This is a genomic window from Pseudomonas fakonensis (assembly GCF_019139895.1).
In the GTDB taxonomy this organism is placed as follows: Bacteria; Pseudomonadota; Gammaproteobacteria; order Pseudomonadales; family Pseudomonadaceae; genus Aquipseudomonas; species Aquipseudomonas fakonensis.
Genome location: NZ_CP077076.1, coordinates 659,611 through 676,062, shown reverse-complemented (window position 1 = coordinate 676,062; position 16,452 = coordinate 659,611). Strand labels below are relative to the sequence as shown.

Here is a 16,452-nt window from a genome sequence, read left to right as displayed (position 1 = left end):
GATTCAGGGATTCAGGGATTCAGGGATTCAGGTACTTGAGCACGTACAGGGACAGCTCGCGAAAGGCGTCGGCAGGCACCAACTCGCTCAGCTTCTGCGCCCTGCCCAGGGTGCTGCAACAGGCCTTGAGCATCTTGCTGCGCACCTGCGCATCGAGCATGCCGGTGTGTACCAACTGGAAATACTGCGGATAGGTGCTGGAGGCTTCATCCTGCGCCCTGCGGCGGATCTGGAACGACGGCTCGGCTTGCGGCGCCTCAAGCAAAGGCTCGCCGAAGTGATCCGCCTGCGGCACCAGCTGCCCCTCGGGCGAGCTGACGCTGTGACACAGCACCCGGCTTTCACGGTCGGTATCCATGCCGCGCCGGTACAGGCAGATTCGCGAGCCGGCCGCCTGCAGGCAGGCCACTTCGAAGGCGTCGATGATCTTCTGGGCATTGGCCTGCGACTGCTCGATCTTGCTCAGCGAAACGAAACGCTCCAGCGCGTCCTCGGCCACGCTCTTCACCGCGCGCTCAAGGGTCGTCCAGTGGCCGAACTCCTTCTGGCAGGCGATCAGGTGCAGCTCCAGTTGGTAACCCGCCTGCTGCGCCATGCCAGGCACACTGGCAAAGGCCAGCGCGTCCAGCGCGGTTTCCATGATGATGTCGTAACGGTTGCCCAGCGCGTAGGCGAAGATTTTGTTGCCCAACTGCCAGATGAACTGCTCGGTATGGGCGTAGACATGCCGGCCGCCCAGCGCCTTCATTGCCTCGTACTGCGGGTGCAGCTTGCGAAAGGCCGGGTCATACAGCTTGACGTAGTCGTCATAGCGCAGGCTCGGCAACAGCGAATGCTCCAGCAGGTAGGTCTTGCCGGAACCTTCGGCGCCGGCCACCACCAGCATGCGCGGCCCGGGCTGCTCATCCGGCCCGGTGTGGCGTTTACGCTCGAACAGGCTGGCTTCAAGCGCCTCGAAGGCGTTGGTCACATCCTGTTCGGTGAAGGTGTATAGCTCGCTCATGCAGGTGATCCTGTCGATTGCCCGGAATCGGGCGGGACAACAGGCTAGGCCGAGCATGGGCGAGCCAGGCGGTAGTTATTGCAACGGTGCCTGGGCGCGGCGCAGCACCGTCTCGCGCAACAGGGCATCGAGCAAGGCGCTGTCGCCACGGGCCGGCGCTGGCGCCTGCACACCCTCGGCCCGTGCCAACTGCGCCTCGATGAAGCCATGCAGTACCGGGTCGCGTGGCCCTTCGACCGCCTCGCCACTGCGGCGCTTCACCGCTAGCAACGCCTCGATCGCCGCCAGCAACGGCGGCTCGTCCACGGTGGCCGCCAGCAACTCGCCGAACGCCGTCGGCGGCATGCCCAGGCCCTGGTCGATCCAGCGCACCGCCAGCAGCGGGCGGATCACGTACAGGTACTTCTTCAGCCGCACGGTATCGCCCAATAGGTAGCCGCGCAGGTTCTTGCGCGCCATCGACAGGTAGTGATGGCGCACCGCCCGTGGCGAATAGAACGCCTGCCCCAGTTCACGCAGGCTGGCCAGCGCCTGCGGGTCGGCACGGTAAACCAGCGGCGAACCCAGCCACTCGAGCAGGCTGGGGTTGGCCCCGCGCATCAGCCGCAGGGCCTTGCGCAGCTCCCAGCCGCTGATGTCCAGCTCATCGGTCAGCGGCCGCTCGATCACATCGCGCGGCTCATCCACCCGCAAATACCACTCGGTACGCGGCACATAGACGAAGCGCACATCAAAGTCGCTGTCCGGCGAGGCGAAGCCCCAGGCCCGGCTGCCGGACTCGCAGGCATACAGCACCGTCACCTCATGCTCGGCCTCGATACGCTGCAGTTCATCGAGTACCCACGCACGCATGGCGGCGGGTAATGGGTGGGGGTCTTGCAGTTGCATCGTCATCGCTCCTTGCTTTCATCCTTTCACGCACACCACCTGGCGCAGGGTGTGCACCACTTCCACCAGCTCGCGCTGGGCCTGCATCACCGCGTCGATATCCTTGTAGGCCATGGGGATCTCGTCGATCACCGCGCTGTCCTTGCGGCATTCCACATGGGCCGTGGCGCGCTGCTGGTCCTCGACGCTGAACCGGCTCTTGGCCTGGGTTCGGCTCATCACCCGGCCAGCGCCGTGGCTGCACGAGCAGAACGATTCCTCGTTACCCAGGCCGCGCACGATGAAGCTCTTGGCCCCCATGGAGCCGGGGATGATGCCCAGCTCGCCCTTCTGCGCCGACACCGCGCCCTTGCGCGTCACCAGCACTTCGCGGCCGAAGTGCTGCTCCTTCTGCACGTAGTTGTGGTGGCAGTTGACTGCCTCAAGCCGCGCCTCGAATGGCCGGCCCAGCACCTTGCGGGTCGCTTCCACCACCGCCAGCATCATCAGTTCGCGGTTTTGCCGGGCGAAATCCTGGGCCCACTCCACCGCCTCGACATAGTCGGCAAAGTGCCGGCTGCCTTCCTCGAAATACGCCAGGTCCTTGTCTGGCAGGTTGGCGATGTGCTGGCGCATGTCGGCCTGGGCCAGCTGAATGAACAGGTTGCCGATGGCATTGCCCACCCCGCGCGAGCCGCTGTGCAGCATGAACCAGACCCGGTCGGCCTCGTCCAGGCACACCTCGATGAAGTGGTTGCCCCCGCCCAGGGTGCCCAGGTGCTGGCGGTTGTTGGTCTTCTCCAGTTGCGGGTACTTGTCGGTGATTGCCTTGAAGCGCCCGGCCAGGGCGCTCCAGGCCTGGTCGGCCTGGTTCGGCACATCGCCCCAGGCACCCTGGTCGCGGCGGCCGAAGGTCTTGCCATGGGGCACGGCCTTTTCGATCGCACTGCGCAGGCCATGCAGGTGGTCGGGCAGGTCGCGGGCATGCAGCGAGGTGCGCGCGGCGATCATGCCGCAGCCGATGTCCACGCCTACAGCCGCCGGGATGATCGCGCCCACGGTGGGGATCACGCTGCCGATGGTCGAGCCCTTGCCCAGGTGCACATCGGGCATGACCGCCAGGTGCTTGAAGATGAATGGCATTTGGGCGGTGTTGCTGAGCTGGCGACGGGCGCCGTCATCGACTGGCACGCCGTCGGTCCACAGTTTGATCGGCTTGCCGCCGGCGACTTCGAGAATGTTCATTACGCTGTTCCTTGTTTGTTCTGTTCCAGCCCACACCCCGGGCTTGCGCTGTAGCGCCAAAGGGCGGGGACGTGGGAGCGGGCTTGCCCCGCGATACCGGCATCGCCGGTGCCATCAATCGCGGGGCAAGCCCGCTCCCACGAAATCGATGTATATCCTTTGGAGCAGGGCTCGCCGGGGCGGCTCAACCGGTCTTCAGACTGACCAACCCGTTCAACACCTGGTCCAGCCCGCCGACCACCGAGATCCGGTCGATGCGCTCGGCCACCCGCTCCAGGGTTTCCAGCTCCTTGAGCCGCAGCGCGGTGGGGTTGCCTTCCATCACCTTGGCGGTGTTCAGCAGCGAGCGGGTCGCCTGGGTTTCCTCGCGGCGGCGGATGACGTTGGCCTGGGCCGATTTCTCGGCTTCCACCACCTGCGCCAGCAGGGTCTTCATCTCGCCCGGCAGGATGATGTCACGCACCCCCAGGCTGCCCACCTCCAGGCCGCTGTCCTGCAATTGCGTACGCAGGTGCCCGGTGACGCTGTCGTCGATCAGTTGCTTGTCTTCCAGCAACTCGTCCAGGGTGCGGGTACCCACTGCTGCCCGCAGGCCGAACTGCAGCTCGCGGTACAGGTGTTCCACCGGTTTGCTCATGCGCGCATGGGCCCCCAGTACATCCAGGTAGCGCCAGTTGGCCACCAGGCTCAGGCGCAGGCTGACCTTGTCGCGGGTGAGGATCTCCTGCCCGCTCACCTCCAGCGCCTGCAGGCGGGTGTCGACCATCTCCACCTCGACCTGGCTGCCACACCGCCAGTAACCATGCTGCCCGGGTTCGAGCAAACCGACCACCACGCCGTCGATCTTCAGCACGCCCACATGAAAGGCCGGCACCAGCGCCAGCAGCACATGCTCCATGCCGGCCACACCCGGGCGGTTAAGCCGGGCCACCTGCCCGGCGTCCAGGCGCAGGCCCTGTTTCAGGTCGACGCGCTGCAACTCCTGGCGGGCCTGGGCCTTCCAGTACTGGCGGCGGGTGTCCGGCGGCAGGATCTCGGCCAGCTTGCCGTCCTCGAAGCGCAGGCCGACTTCATCGGCGGCCAAGTCCATGGCGACGAAATGCTCACCCATGCCCTGGGCGTGAAACTCCTCGGCATCCAGCTCGGACACCGGTCGGCGGGTATCGACAGTCTGCACCTCGACCTTGGCGCCGCAGCGCCAGAAGCCGTGCTGGCCCACCGGCAGCAACGCGCTGACCACGCCGTCGATGCGCAACACGCCGGCGTTGAAGGTAGGCACGCTGACCAGCAGCACGTTGCCCATGCCCTCGATGCCCGGCTGTTGCAGGCGCGCCAGCAGCGCGGCATCCAGGCGCCGGCCCTGGGCCAGATCGACCCGCTCCACGCGCAGCGCCTGTGGCCCTTTCCATTGCAGGCGGCGGCTGTCTGCGGCCAGCAGCTCCTTGAGCTTGCCATCCTCATGCAGCAGGCCGGCTTCATGCTCGGCCATGTCCAGGGTGTCGAAATGCTGCTCGACCAGCGCCGGCTCATACTGGCGCAGGTAGCGCTCCAGCGGCTCGTCGCGCAGCGGGGAATGCTGTGGGCAGGCCACCAGCGTCAGCCGGCCCTGCCAGTCGAAGCGCTTGTGTTGCCCAGGCTTGAGGATGCCGGCGAATTCGCCGTCCTTGAGCAGCAGGCCGTGTTCGTTCTTTTTCACCACAAAGCGTTTCAACAGTTTCATCGTGTTCATCCTTTCTCGTTGTCCTTGAGTGCCGGTGTTCGCCAAACCACCGAGCGCCGTGGGCGAAGCCTGGCGGAGTCAGCGGCCGGGGGCGTTGCCCCTGCGGCCAGCTTCGTTGCGCCAGGCCCGGCCGGCGGGCCGGGTGGGCCAGCGGTGGGTTCAGGCATCCATTCGCTGCAGCGGGCCTGCCTGGCCCTGTTCGCGTTGCCTGCACCCCACCGGCGGGTATTGCCTATGGGTGTAACTACCTTGGAGGGTATGGATCGGCTTGAGGCCGAAGCAGGGTCCGCACGCCCCTTTTCACCAGAGCGCACGGCGGCGACCGTTCGTTGCGGTGGCGGCATGCACGACACCGACACTTGCGTGGGTTCGTGCACCGGCGGGGTTTCGATAACCCCTGTCCCGAGGGCCAGCCTGGCGATGCGGTCGAAAGGGATATAGCGAGCGGCGTGCCAAGTTTTCAGAACGAGGCGAAATAATTAGTCAAGCTATTGATTTATAACGATTATTTTATTTTCAACGGTTTGATCAGAAGAGGCATAACGAAAACAGACCCCGAAAATTCATATATCATCCGCTAGCATTTTATATTTCTGGATAATCACGGATGAGCAAACCCACCGTCGCCATCGGTTTTCTCGGCACCACACTCGACCGCAAAGGCAAGGGCGCGAACCGCTGGAACCACTGGCGCCCCAGCGTCGCGCTATGCCAGCAGCCCGACCTGCCCATCGACCGCCTGGAGCTGCTGCACGGCACCACCGCGCGCGATATCGGCCTTGCCGAGCGCATCCGCGACGATATCCGCAGCCTTTCGCCACGCACTGAAGTACGCCTGCACAGCCTGCCCCTAACCAACCCCTGGGACTTCGAAGAGGTCTACGGCGCCCTGCACGACTTCGCCAGCGGCTACCCCTTCGACACCGAGGCCGAGGACTACCTGGTACACATCACCACCGGCACCCACGTGGCGCAGATCTGCTGGTTCCTGCTGACCGAGGCGCGCTACCTGCCGGCGCGGCTGGTGCAAACTGCCCCCCGCCGCGAGCCGGAAGGCGACCCGGCCGGCCAGGCCACGCTGATCGACCTCGACCTGTCGCGCTACGACCCGATCGCCTCGCGCTTTCGCCGCGAGCAGGCCGAGGCCCAGTCGCTGCTCAAGGCCGGCATCGCCACCCGTAATGCCGACTTCAACCGCACCATCGAGCAGATCGAGCGGGTGGCCCTGCGCTCCAAGGCACCGATGCTGCTGGTGGGGCCCACCGGCGCCGGCAAGTCGTTCCTCGCCCGCCGCGTGCACGAACTCAAGCGCGGCCGCCATCAGTTGACCGGGCGCTTCATCGAGGTGAACTGCGCCACCCTGCGCGGCGACGGCGCCATGTCGGCGCTGTTCGGCCATGCCAAAGGCGCCTTCACCGGTGCGCAGAACGCCCGCGACGGCCTGCTGCGGGCCGCCGACGGCGGCATGCTGTTCCTCGACGAGATCGGCGAGCTGGGCGCCGATGAGCAGGCCATGCTGCTCAAGGCCATCGAAGAGAAGCGCTTTTTCCCGCTGGGCGCCGACCGCGAGGTGCAAAGCGACTTCCAGCTGATTGCCGGCACCCACCGCGACCTGCGCGCCAAGGTGGCCGAGGGTAGCTTCCGCGAAGACCTGTTCGCCCGCATCAACCTGTGGACCTTCGCCCTGCCGGGCCTGGCGCAGCGGCGCGAAGACATCGAGCCGAACCTGGACTTCGAGTTGCAGCGCCACGCCCGCGAGCAGAACCGCCAGGTGCGCTTCAACCTCGAGGCCAAGCGCCGCTACCTGGCCTTCGCCCACGCCAGCGAGGCGCGCTGGGCCGGCAACTTCCGCGAGCTGTCTGCCTCGGTCACGCGCATGGCCACCCTGGCCGACAGCGGGCGTATCGACGAAGCGCTGGTGGAAGAAGAAATCGGCCGACTGCGCCATGCCTGGGGGCTGGAGTCAGTGGCCGAGCCGCTGCTGGCCGAACGTGAACTGGACCTGTTCGACCAGTTGCAATTGCAGGCGGTGCTGCAGGTGTGCCGGGGTGCGGCCAGCCTGTCCGAGGCCGGGCGCCAGCTGTTCGCGGTGTCGCGCCAGGAAAAGGAAAAGCCCAACGACGCCGACCGCCTGCGCAAGTACCTGGCGCGCTTCGACCTGGACTGGAAGCGCATCAAGGGCTGATCAGCACGCCGCAAGCTGGCCAATTGACATTGCCCGCCATTAGAATCCGCTCCCGCTTCGGCCAACGATGGCCGGACATCACCGAAAAAGGACTCTCGGACATGTCGCTCATGACCGCTGCGCCCCTGCGCACCCTCGGCCTGCTGGCCGCCCTCTTCGCCCCGCTGGCGCCGGCGGATGAAACCGACACCGGCAAAGACGCCGACAAGGCCCGCGCCGAAGCCATCAGCGAAGGCCGCTGGCAAGGCCTGGGCAGCATGGCCGACCTGTACCTCAACGGCGCCAGTCCGGCCGAATTCCTCGAAGCCGGCGACGAGGAAAAGAGCAAACACCACAACTACGCCGGCGCCGCGGCCTTCTACCTCACCGCTGCCCGCCTCGACCCGAACAATGCCTTCGCCTCCTACCAGGCTGCCGCCGCCCTGTCGGCCCTGGACAGCCCCGAGTTCGCCGTGGACTACCTGGACCAGGCCCGCGAACGCGGCTTCTGGCAGGTGCTGATCATGAAGGAGGACTACGAGCTGGTGCAGATGCGCAAGTACCCGCAGTACCGCAAACTGCTCGAGGCCGCCGAGAAGAACTACGCCAAGCACGCCAAGGACGCAGGCCTTGCCGCGTTCAGCATCCCCAAGGGCAAGGCCCCGGCCGGCGGCTGGCCGGTGCTGGTGTGGCTGTCGGGCTATGGCACCGAAGGCAGCAGCGGTACCGACATGCGCGCCGAGCTGGTGGGTGACAAGGCGGTGCTGGTGGCACTGAACGGCACCCTCAAGCGCAATGACCACAGCTTCATGTGGGAACCGCGCTCGGTGGAGCCGACCGCCAAGGCCATCGACGCCGCCCTGAAAAAATTGGCCAGCAACACCCCCATCGACCGCAGCAGAGTCGCCCTGATGGGTTTTTCCCAGGGGGCACAGCATGCCGCCCACCTGCTGGCCAGCTACCCGCAGCAATACAGCGGCGCCCTGATCGTGTCCCCCGGCGGCTTCGACATGCCGTTCACCGAGCACCAGGCCAGGGGCAAGCGCGTGGTGGTGCTGCACGGCGCCCAGGAAGGCAAGGGCAACCTGGCAATGGCCAGCGCCACCGAGCAGGCTTTCGCCGAGGGCAACCAGGTGCAGAGCCACGAACATGCCGAGGGCCACACCTTCCAGGATGACTGGGAAAGCGCCTACCCGGGCTATGTACGTTTCGCCCTGGGAATCTGAGGCTGCGACTTAGGTCGCACACGCCAGGCTTGCCCCGTTGATGGCATTCCGGGGTATGCTTGCGCGGTCTTCAGGGCGGGGTGAAAGTCCCCACCGGCGGTAAATCGAAAGATGAGCCCGCGAGCGCCCCGGCCATGCCGGGGGTCAGCAGATCTGGTGCGACTCCAGAGCCGACGGTCATAGTCCGGATGAAAGAAGGCGTTTGGCAGGGGCCGCCCGGGCGCCCCTGCGCGCGCATTGTGTTCGCCCCGAGACGTTCATCGATCATTCACGAGGAGCGTTTCATGCCTACCCCGTTCAACTCGCAATACCCCAACGTCACTGCCGCCATCGCCGCCTTCCAGGCCGGGCGCCCGGTGCTGCTGCTCGACGACGACGACCGCGAGGACGAAGCCGACATCGTCGCCGCCGCCGAAAACCTCTCGCTTGAAACCATGGCCATGATGATCCGCGACTGCAGCGGCATCGTCTGCCTGTGCCTGGACGAAGCCACGGTCGACGCCCTGCAACTGGCGCCGATGGTGCAGAACAACCAGGCCCGCCATGGCACCGGCTTCACCGTCACCATCGAAGCCGCCGAAGGCGTGAGTACCGGCGTATCGGCCCGTGACCGCATCACCACCATCGAGGCGGCGCTGCGCTCCACCGCCGAGCAGCGCCACATCGTCAGCCCCGGGCATGTATTCCCGCTGCGCGCCCGCGACGGCGGCGTGCTGGCCCGCCGCGGCCACACCGAAGGCTCGGTGGACCTGGCGCGCCTGGCCGGCCTGCGCCCGGCGGCGGTGCTGTGCGAGCTGATGAACCCCGACGGCAGCATGGCCCGGGGTGAAGAGGTGGCGGTGTATGCCCGGCAGTACAACCTGCCTGTGCTGACCATCGAGGAACTGGCGCGCTATCGCCAGGCGCAGGAGGCGCTGCAGGCAGAGCCGGCCTGAGCCTCTCAGGGGCCGCTGCGCGGCCCCTATTACAGGCTGCCGCCAGCATGCACGGTGATCATGTCGCAGTTGATCTTGTGGGGACTGGCGAAGCCTGCGGTAAGCTTTGCAAGCTGATACCCAATATTTCAATCCAAAAAACGTTTCAGAACCTTCCTACGTATCTATCAGAAATGGCCGCGTTGTAGCGGAAATCCCCCCAGGGATACCGTCTTCGCTCGCCCTCTCAGGCGCAGAGCACAGCCGCTCGGCGCGCTGATCAGGAGCCCGTCCGCGGCCTGGCCGTGGCCCTTTCCGATGCTTCGATACCAAGGAACGGCATGATCCCTATCGCTCGGCTTGGCGACCTGCACGCCTGCCCCATCCCCGGCCACGGCACCTCGCCCATCGTCTCGGCCGCACCCAACACATTGGTCAACTCGCTGGGTATCGCCCGCGTCGGCGATGTCTGTGGCTGCGGCGCGGTCATCACCGCAGGCTTCCCCAGCATCACGGTCGAATACCGGCCAATGGCCTACCTGGGCGCCCCGACCAGCCACGGCGGCAGCATTATCAGCGGCAGCCCGGACGTCTTTGGTGGCATGCAGTTCGCGGGTGGTGCAACCCAGGTGATCATCGACTTCGCCAAGCTCGGCGCGATTCGCCCGGACGGTTCGGTGGATGACGCGCGCCTGGCCGAACTGCTGGCCGACCCGGACCTGCAGCACCGCGCCTTGCTGGCCAGGGCTCTGGTCAGTCCGGGCGGCAGCGCCTCGGCGGCGCCATTGACGCCTGAGTTGATCGCCGTCGCTGGCAGCCAGCACGACGAGGGCTCGGGCAACAAGATGATGTTCATCGCCCAGGCCGTGCGTGAGCTGGCCGAATTCAGGCGCAGCAAGCCTGACACTGCGCGGACGCTGATCGTGTTCACACCGTCTTACAACGAAAAGATGCTCTATGCAGCGGGCGAATCTGCCGACGCTTACGGTGCTGAACTGGTGAAAGTCAGTACCTTTCAGGAGCTGGTCGATTACCTGAACCGGGGCAAGGATCGGACCGAGTCCCCCATCGAGCATCTGTCGCTGTTCAGCCACGGCGTCCCGCATCGGATCGCCTTCGGTTACCAGTTAACCAGCGACTACAACATGGCGCTCAATGTGTTGAACTACGAACAGATCTCGCCCCAGGCGTTCGCACGTTCGGCGCAGGTCGACAGCTACGCGTGTCGGACCGGGATGGGCAATCGTTCGGAGTTTCCGATCGAGGATGGTATCCAGTTCTATCCACAGACCAACCAGAGCCTGGCGCAGTTGCTGGCCGATCATTTACGCGTCAAGGTGCGTGCCTACATTCGTCGGTCGGACTACAAGAACACCTGGGGGTCGTTCGAGGAGCGTCAATTCGGTAAGTTGTGTGGGCTAAGCGATAACGCAGCACCCGGAGAAGCATGGTGCAAAAAATGGAAGCGCCTGGCAGCGGAACGTGACTTGAATGATGCCAGCCACGATTATACGTACCAGACGATGGGGGCCATCCATTCTGTGATGTCGGGCGACACACCGATTGGCGTACCTGGGGGGCACTTTGAGTTTTTACCGAAATAAAGGCTTCTGGATTTTCCTGATAGTCGCATCTCCCCTGATACTGCTTGCAGTCAACCATGGAGTAAAGCTCATGACGAGCGTGTATAAAAAAGACCGTGGCAACGGTGTAGTTATCTACGCCGATGAATATGTGAAGAGTGGTCAGTGGGTTTACGACTGCAAATATTCACGTTTGATCAGCCGGCGGCCGCTGCCCGCTCCAATTGCAGATTTGGAACAGGCCAATCAGCTTACGATCGGCGACATTTATCTGGATGCTTCAGAACAAGAACTGGCGAAAGCTGCAATCAGGGCTGCGACTGCAAAGCAGGACTGGTACAAGCATCTGCGCTACTTGTACTCAGTACTTGGCGAGAGCAGTACGGTGAGCGCTCATCTATTTGACTTGCTGACAGAGCATGAAGGACGCACGTGGGCTTTGAGGGTGGTACAGCAGGTCCTGTATGGCGGTGAATACAGTTTCATGGTCGATGCCGAGCCGTACAATCCTGATACTTACGTGGACTACGCAAAAGCCCTCCAAGCCGCTGCCAGAAGTTGCCCCGTTCCCCAGTAAAATACCCATCCAGCGACCAAGAGCTGGTCGATTACCTGAACCGGGGCAAGGATCGGACCGAGTCCCCCATCGAGCATCTGTCGCTGTTCAGCCACGGCGTGCCGCATCGGATCGCCTTCGGTTACCAGTTAACCAGCGACCACAACATGGCGCTCAATGTGTTGAACTACGAACAGATCTCGCCCCAGGCGTTCGCACGTTCGGCGCAGGTCGACAGCTACGCGTGTCGGACCGGGATGGGCAATCGTTCGGAGTTTCCGATCGAGGATGGCATCCAGTTCTATCCACAGACCAACCAGAGCCTGGCGCAGTTGCTGGCCGATCATTTACGCGTCAAGGTGCGTGCGTACATTCGTCGGTCGGACTACAAGAACACTTGGGGGTCGTTTAAAGAGCGCCAGTTGGGCAAGTTTTGTGGACTGAGTGATAACGCAGCCCCAGGACAGGCGTGGTGCAAGAAATGGAAATTGCTGGAAAAAGAACGTGCTAAAAGTCATAAAAATTTTAACTTTACGTATCAAGCCATGGGCGCTATCCACCCCGTGACCTCCGGCGAAACACCTATAGGCGTACCACAAGGGCATCATGCGTTTCTACCCGAATAGCCGACACCTGCTTTGCATCGCAATCACTTTTCTCGTGCTGTTATATGGCATCCAACATGGAGTTCAAGTCATGACAAACGTTTATAAACAAGACTTGGGAAACGGAGTAGTCATTTACGCTGATGACCACGTTAAAACCGGAAAATGGGTATATGACTGCAGCAATGGTCTTCTGATCAGTCGACAACCGTTGGCGGTTCCAATCCCTGAAATCCAGAAAGTCGGCATGCTGACGATTGACGACATGTATGACCTTCGCAGAGAAGACATTGAGCCGGCGAAAACGGCAATCCGATTCGTTACGGCTGATCCCGAGTGGTACAAGGATTTGCGCTACCATTCCTCAGGGCTCAGTGAGGACAGTGAACTGCGCATCCACGAATTCGACCTGATAACACATCACGCAAACAAAACTTGGGCGCTCAGGGTGATGCAATACATTGAATATGATGGAACATCCAGTTTCAGCATCCGTGCTCTCTATTACGACCCGCACACCTACATGAATTACGCGAAAAGTCTGGAGGCAGCCCTGAAAAGCTGCCCCACACCCCAGTGAAGCAATGCACCGCGAGCAGGCACCTCAACGCAACCCCAACGGCCCCTTCAGGTACTCATACAACCCCGCCGCACTCTTGCGGTAACCATCGGCAGTCAGGTGCACCAGGTCCGGCCGCGCCAGCCCGCTGGCCTGCCAGCCGGCGATCGCGCATGGCCCGCCCATGAACCCCTGCCAGTCCCAGAACAGCGCCTTGTGCTTTTGCGCCACCTGCCTCTGGATGCGAATAACCGAAGCCAGCGGTTGCGGCTGGCGCGCGGCGCAGGTGCGCGCCTTGCGCTGCTTGATCGAGTCCGGCGGGCCCACCAGCAGGATTGCCGTGCGCGGCAGGTCCTGGCGCAGGCGCGTCAGGGTGGCGTCCAGCTGCGACTGGTACAGCGCCAGGTCGAGCTTGTCGTCGAACGCCTCGTTGGTGCCGTAGGCGAGGATCACCAGGTCCGGCTTGACCGCCTTGAGGCTGTCCTGCCAACCGGGCTGCCACTTGTCCACCACTTCCAGGCGCGCGCCATTGATGCCCAGGGTCGAGTAGGTCACCCCGGCGTTTTTCTGCCCCTGAATGTACCAGCCCCCCAAGGCGATGCCACGGCCACCTTCGACGCTCAACTGCACCGGCAGGCCGACATTGGCGAACGCCGGGCTGAAGCGCCACTGGCCGTTGCTGATGGCCAGCGGGCGGCGCTGGCCGCCGTTGGCCAGCAGCGCAGCGTTGCTGGTGGACTGATACAACGCCGAGATCTTGTAGCGCTGGCGGTCTTCGTCACGCGCCTGCAACACCACGCTTGAGCGGTTGGCCTGGGGCAACGACAGGTAGCCGCCCAAGGGGAACTGGCTGCTTTGCTGGTTGCGCGCCGACACCAGCTCCCACTGGCGCTTCTCGCTCTTGATGATCACCCGGTCGTTGCGGATGCCCGGCACCGGCGAGGCCGGCACCAGGCCGATGCCGCCGTCACCGTAGCGGGCCTGCAGCAGGCGGCGCAGCTCGCCGCTGAACAGGTCGGCAGCGGTGTGCGAGTCGCCCAGCTGGACGATCGCCACCGGCGCGCGGTTGGCATTGCGCAGCTTGCCGGCGAGCACGGCCAGGTTGCCGTCCTGTTTGGCGGCGGGCGCGGGCGCCTTGCGCGCCGCAGGCTGGGCGGCGGCGCTGGTGGCGCCGGTGCTGCACCCGGCGGCGCTGATCAGCAGGGCCAGGCCCAGCAGGTGATGCCATTGGCGCATCTCAATGTCCTGTAACGGTCAGGCCCGGGAAGCTGATCAGCGACATGACCTGTTCGGCGATCAGCTTCTGGCCCGTGATGGTGAAATGAATGCCGTCGTCGACCCGCACCTTGACCCGTTTGCCCTCAGGCGTCTGCATCGTGTACGAGAAGGCGTCGTCGGCATAGCCGAGGATCGGGTTGGCCGACACATAGTGCTGGCCATACAGCACGGTCTGCTCCTGGTACAAGCCGCTCAGGTAGTTCATGGCCGCAGACAGCCGCGTCTTCTCCATGTTCGGCGGGCCGACCCACAGCACTTGCACGTTATGTGCCCGGGCCTGGTCGAGGATCGAGTCGATGCGCGCGCGGTAGGCCAGCTCCCAGTCCGGCGACTTGAAGCGCAGGAACGGCTTGCCTTTGCCCTGGGGCATGTCCCAGGGGTCGTTGGGGCCAAGGAACACCACCATCAGGCGGATGTTCGGTTCGTGCTGCAAGGTGTCAGCGACGGTTTTCGGCCAGTTGAAGAAGCCCGGGTAAGCGAGGCCGGTGCTCTGTTTGCTCAGGTTGACGGTGCGGATCTGGTAGCGCTTGCGCAGGCTGTTGGCCAGGTGCGGAGCCACCCCCTGCATCAGCGAATCGCCCACCAGGAACACTTCGTCGCCCGTGGCCAGCGCGGCCACCGTGCCCGGCTGCAGCACCGCAGGCTGCACCGGCTGGGTCACGACCGCAGGCTGCACGGGCTCGGCATGTACAGGTGCTGGCGGCGGCACATGAACGGGTACGTGCACAGGCTCTACGGCATGTACCGGCTCGACCACCGCGGCCACCGGCAACGGCCTGGCCAGCGCGGCCGGGGTTTCCAGGTTGACCGTGACCACCGGCGCAGGCTCGGGCAGCACTTGCGGTGCCGGTGCGCTGGCCAGCAGCGGCGCCTGGCGCAGGCGCTCGACAAAACTGTCACGGCCCTCTTCCAGGGCCAGGGTCAGCTGCGCGCCATAGCGCCAGGCCGGCAGTTGCCCGAGCAACGGGATCTCGCAGCCCTGGTGGTATTTCTGCTGGCAGTAGAGCTTGATCGAGTCCTGGTTCAGCCAGAACAGCAGCGCAGTGGTCACCACAATGGCGTACAGCGCACGCAGCGCCCCCAACTGCACCTGGAACAGCTGTTTGCTATCAGAAGCTTGCATAGATGAACCCCGGCACACCCGATTGCGAAGCGAAGATCACCAGCGACACGCCGATCCCCAGCGGGATCGGGTACAACTGCCACGGCAATCGCTGGCTGGCGGCAAAGCCCTGACGCAGCAGCACCAGCCACTGCGGGTAGCTGGCCACGAACAGCACGCAGGCCAGCAGCATCAGGCCGGTGGCGCTGTTCAGGCCGGCCAGGCTCAACTCGGCGATGTCACCGAGCATTTCCAGGGCGCCATCGAGGGTGGAGCTGCGGAAGAAAATCCAGGCAAAGGCCACGTAGTGGAAGGTCATCAAGCGCGCCAGCAGGCCGGCCCCGGGCATGCGCGCAAAGCCTGGCAGCAGCTGCGCGAACAGCTTGGAGACGGCCAGGCCCACGCCATGCAGCGCGCCCCAGATGATGAAGTTCAGGCTCGCCCCGTGCCACAGGCCGGACACCAGCATCGCCAGCAGCATGTTCAGGTTGCCGCGCCATACGCCCTGGCGATTGCCGCCTAGCGGGATGTACACGTAATCACGGATGAACCGCGACAGGCTGATATGCCAACGCCCCCAGAATTCCTTGAGGTTGTGTGCGGCATAGGGCGCGTTGAAGTTCTCCGGCAGGCGAAAGCCCAGCAACAGGGCGATGCCGGTGACCAGGTTGGTGTAGCCGCTGAAGTTGAAATAGATCAGGAAGCTGTAGCCGTACACGCTCAGCAGCACCTGCTCGGGGGTGTAACCGCCCGGGGTGTCGAACACCGGGTCAACCCACTCGCTGCCCAGCCAGGCACTGAGGAAGAACAGCTTGACCACTGCCAGGGCGATCAGCCCCATGGCCCGCTGCGGCTCCAGCACCTGGCGCAGGCCCTCGGGGCGGATCTGCGCCAGCATGTGCAGCGCGCGGTTCACCGGGCCCGCCACCAGGCTTGGGAAGAACGCCAGGTACAGCGCCAGGTCCAGCGGGCCGACCGGTTTCAGTTCGCCGCGGTTGATCGACACCAGGTAGCTGACCGAGTGGAAGGCATAGAACGACAGGCCGATGGGCACCAGCACTTCCAGCAGCGGCAACGAAACGTTTAGCCCGGCCGCCGCCAGGGCGTTCTGCGCCCCTTCGACGAAGAACACCTGGTACTTGAACAGGTAGAAGCAGCCCAGCACCAGCGTCAGCAGCAACCCACTGATGAACCAGCGCCCCGGGTAGCGCCCGGCCAGCAGCCCGAGCAGGTACACCAGCGCGCTGTAGCCCAGCAGGATGCACAGCGATTGCAGGCTGAAGCTGGCCACCAGGGCATAGCTGGCCGCCAGCAACAGCAGGTTCTGTAGCCGCACACTCCAGCACAGGCTCCAGTAAAGAATGAAGAACAGCGTGAAACAGAGGCCGAATTCGATCGAAAGGAAGCTCACAACGTAGTCCGTTACGTGACATCGAGGAGGGGGGTGAAGCCTGCCGGCACGGGGGCCGCAGGCGCAAGCGCGCGGATTATGGCAGAGGGCCCACCCCCTCACAATCGCAACACAGCAACATTTGCAAGCCAGCACTCACGCCTCAAATGCAACAAAATAAGACGAAAGCCGCGCTGATTTGCTCCCCCTGCCCCGCTCTGCTAGTGTCGCGCCGTTCTG

Annotated in this window: 13 protein-coding genes, 1 pseudogene and 1 riboswitch; of the genes and pseudogenes, 7 read left to right on the top strand and 7 right to left on the bottom strand. The window is 64.2% G+C overall.

From position 1 onward, the window contains the following. Positions 1 to 19: 19 nt before the first annotated feature. From KSS94_RS03035 to KSS94_RS03020, 4 genes and pseudogenes are all read right to left on the bottom strand, one after another. Positions 20 to 1,003 (bottom strand): zeta toxin family protein, encoded by a 984-nt coding sequence (locus KSS94_RS03035; protein WP_217841590.1) that lies wholly within the window; start codon positions 1,001 to 1,003, stop codon positions 20 to 22. Positions 1,004 to 1,078: 75 nt separating this feature from the next. After that, positions 1,079 to 1,891 carry a nucleotidyltransferase domain-containing protein gene (locus KSS94_RS03030; protein WP_217841589.1) on the bottom strand — a complete coding sequence of 271 codons (813 nt, stop codon included), beginning with the start codon at positions 1,889 to 1,891 and terminating at the stop codon, positions 1,079 to 1,081. Between the two features lie 18 nt (positions 1,892 to 1,909). Next, positions 1,910 to 3,115 carry an RtcB family protein gene (locus KSS94_RS03025; protein ID WP_217841588.1) on the bottom strand — a complete coding sequence of 402 codons (1,206 nt, stop codon included), beginning with the start codon at positions 3,113 to 3,115 and terminating at the stop codon, positions 1,910 to 1,912. A 184-nt stretch (positions 3,116 to 3,299) separates the two neighbouring features. Beyond that, positions 3,300 to 4,217 (bottom strand): annotated as a pseudogene (locus tag KSS94_RS03020) (slipin family protein); the annotation flags it as partial. A 1,225-nt stretch (positions 4,218 to 5,442) separates the two neighbouring features. Between KSS94_RS03020 and rtcR the strand changes: the two are divergent. From rtcR to KSS94_RS02985, 7 genes are all read left to right on the top strand, one after another. Beyond that, positions 5,443 to 7,020 carry an RNA repair transcriptional activator RtcR gene (gene rtcR, locus KSS94_RS03015; protein WP_217841587.1) on the top strand — a complete coding sequence of 526 codons (1,578 nt, stop codon included), beginning with the start codon at positions 5,443 to 5,445 and terminating at the stop codon, positions 7,018 to 7,020. Between the two features lie 101 nt (positions 7,021 to 7,121). Next, complete coding sequence (locus tag KSS94_RS03010; RefSeq protein WP_217841586.1) at positions 7,122 to 8,225, top strand: alpha/beta hydrolase; 1,104 nt, start codon at positions 7,122 to 7,124, stop codon at positions 8,223 to 8,225. A gap of 62 nt (positions 8,226 to 8,287) precedes the next feature. Further along, positions 8,288 to 8,429: riboswitch (FMN riboswitch) on the top strand. An 80-nt stretch (positions 8,430 to 8,509) separates the two neighbouring features. After that, positions 8,510 to 9,160: a 3,4-dihydroxy-2-butanone-4-phosphate synthase gene (ribB, locus tag KSS94_RS03005; RefSeq protein WP_217841585.1), complete on the top strand. Its 651-nt coding sequence runs from the start codon at positions 8,510 to 8,512 to the stop codon at positions 9,158 to 9,160. Positions 9,161 to 9,480: 320 nt separating this feature from the next. After that, on the top strand, positions 9,481 to 10,743 hold the full coding sequence (locus KSS94_RS03000) for a PAAR domain-containing protein (protein WP_217841584.1): 1,263 nt from the start codon (positions 9,481 to 9,483) through the stop codon (positions 10,741 to 10,743). 70 nt (positions 10,744 to 10,813) lie between these two features. Next, positions 10,814 to 11,299, top strand: coding sequence for a hypothetical protein (locus tag KSS94_RS02995; RefSeq protein WP_217841583.1), 486 nt, complete (start codon positions 10,814 to 10,816; stop codon positions 11,297 to 11,299). Next, the gene (locus KSS94_RS02990) at positions 11,281 to 11,904 is read left to right on the top strand and encodes a hypothetical protein (protein ID WP_225935832.1); all 624 of its coding nucleotides are present in this window, start codon (positions 11,281 to 11,283) and stop codon (positions 11,902 to 11,904) included. Before KSS94_RS02995 ends, KSS94_RS02990 begins: the two co-directional genes overlap by 19 nt. A 70-nt stretch (positions 11,905 to 11,974) precedes the next feature. Then, positions 11,975 to 12,463: a hypothetical protein gene (locus KSS94_RS02985; RefSeq protein WP_217841582.1), complete on the top strand. Its 489-nt coding sequence runs from the start codon at positions 11,975 to 11,977 to the stop codon at positions 12,461 to 12,463. Positions 12,464 to 12,487: 24 nt separating this feature from the next. Here KSS94_RS02985 and KSS94_RS02980 read toward each other — a convergent pair whose 3' ends face one another. The 3 genes from KSS94_RS02980 to KSS94_RS02970 are packed head-to-tail and all read right to left on the bottom strand — an operon-like array spanning position 12,488 to position 16,233. Further along, positions 12,488 to 13,678, bottom strand: a complete 1,191-nt coding sequence (locus KSS94_RS02980; protein ID WP_217841581.1) for an SGNH/GDSL hydrolase family protein — start codon at positions 13,676 to 13,678, stop codon at positions 12,488 to 12,490. A gap of 1 nt (position 13,679) precedes the next feature. Beyond that, a complete protein-coding gene (locus KSS94_RS02975; protein WP_217841580.1) occupies positions 13,680 to 14,843 on the bottom strand; it encodes an SGNH/GDSL hydrolase family protein in 1,164 nt (387 codons plus the stop codon). After that, complete coding sequence (locus KSS94_RS02970; protein WP_217841579.1) at positions 14,830 to 16,233, bottom strand: MBOAT family O-acyltransferase; 1,404 nt, start codon at positions 16,231 to 16,233, stop codon at positions 14,830 to 14,832. The genes KSS94_RS02975 and KSS94_RS02970 overlap by 14 nt, the downstream gene beginning before the upstream one ends. Between the last annotated feature and the right edge of the window lie 219 nt (positions 16,234 to 16,452).

Bases quoted from the DNA above. Each gene is read 5' to 3' on its own strand.
- KSS94_RS03035 (WP_217841590.1), bottom strand. From the start codon at position 1,003: ATGAGCGAGCTATACACCTTCACCGAACAGGATGTGACCAACGCCTTC.
- KSS94_RS03030 (WP_217841589.1), bottom strand. From the start codon at position 1,891: ATGCAACTGCAAGACCCCCACCCATTACCCGCCGCCATGCGTGCGTGG.
- KSS94_RS03025 (WP_217841588.1), bottom strand. From the start codon at position 3,115: ATGAACATTCTCGAAGTCGCCGGCGGCAAGCCGATCAAACTGTGGACC.
- rtcR (WP_217841587.1), top strand. From the start codon at position 5,443: ATGAGCAAACCCACCGTCGCCATCGGTTTTCTCGGCACCACACTCGAC.
- KSS94_RS03010 (WP_217841586.1), top strand. From the start codon at position 7,122: ATGTCGCTCATGACCGCTGCGCCCCTGCGCACCCTCGGCCTGCTGGCC.
- ribB (WP_217841585.1), top strand. From the start codon at position 8,510: ATGCCTACCCCGTTCAACTCGCAATACCCCAACGTCACTGCCGCCATC.
- KSS94_RS03000 (WP_217841584.1), top strand. From the start codon at position 9,481: ATGATCCCTATCGCTCGGCTTGGCGACCTGCACGCCTGCCCCATCCCC.
- KSS94_RS02995 (WP_217841583.1), top strand. From the start codon at position 10,814: ATGACGAGCGTGTATAAAAAAGACCGTGGCAACGGTGTAGTTATCTAC.
- KSS94_RS02985 (WP_217841582.1), top strand. From the start codon at position 11,975: ATGACAAACGTTTATAAACAAGACTTGGGAAACGGAGTAGTCATTTAC.
- KSS94_RS02980 (WP_217841581.1), bottom strand. From the start codon at position 13,678: ATGCGCCAATGGCATCACCTGCTGGGCCTGGCCCTGCTGATCAGCGCC.
- KSS94_RS02975 (WP_217841580.1), bottom strand. From the start codon at position 14,843: ATGCAAGCTTCTGATAGCAAACAGCTGTTCCAGGTGCAGTTGGGGGCG.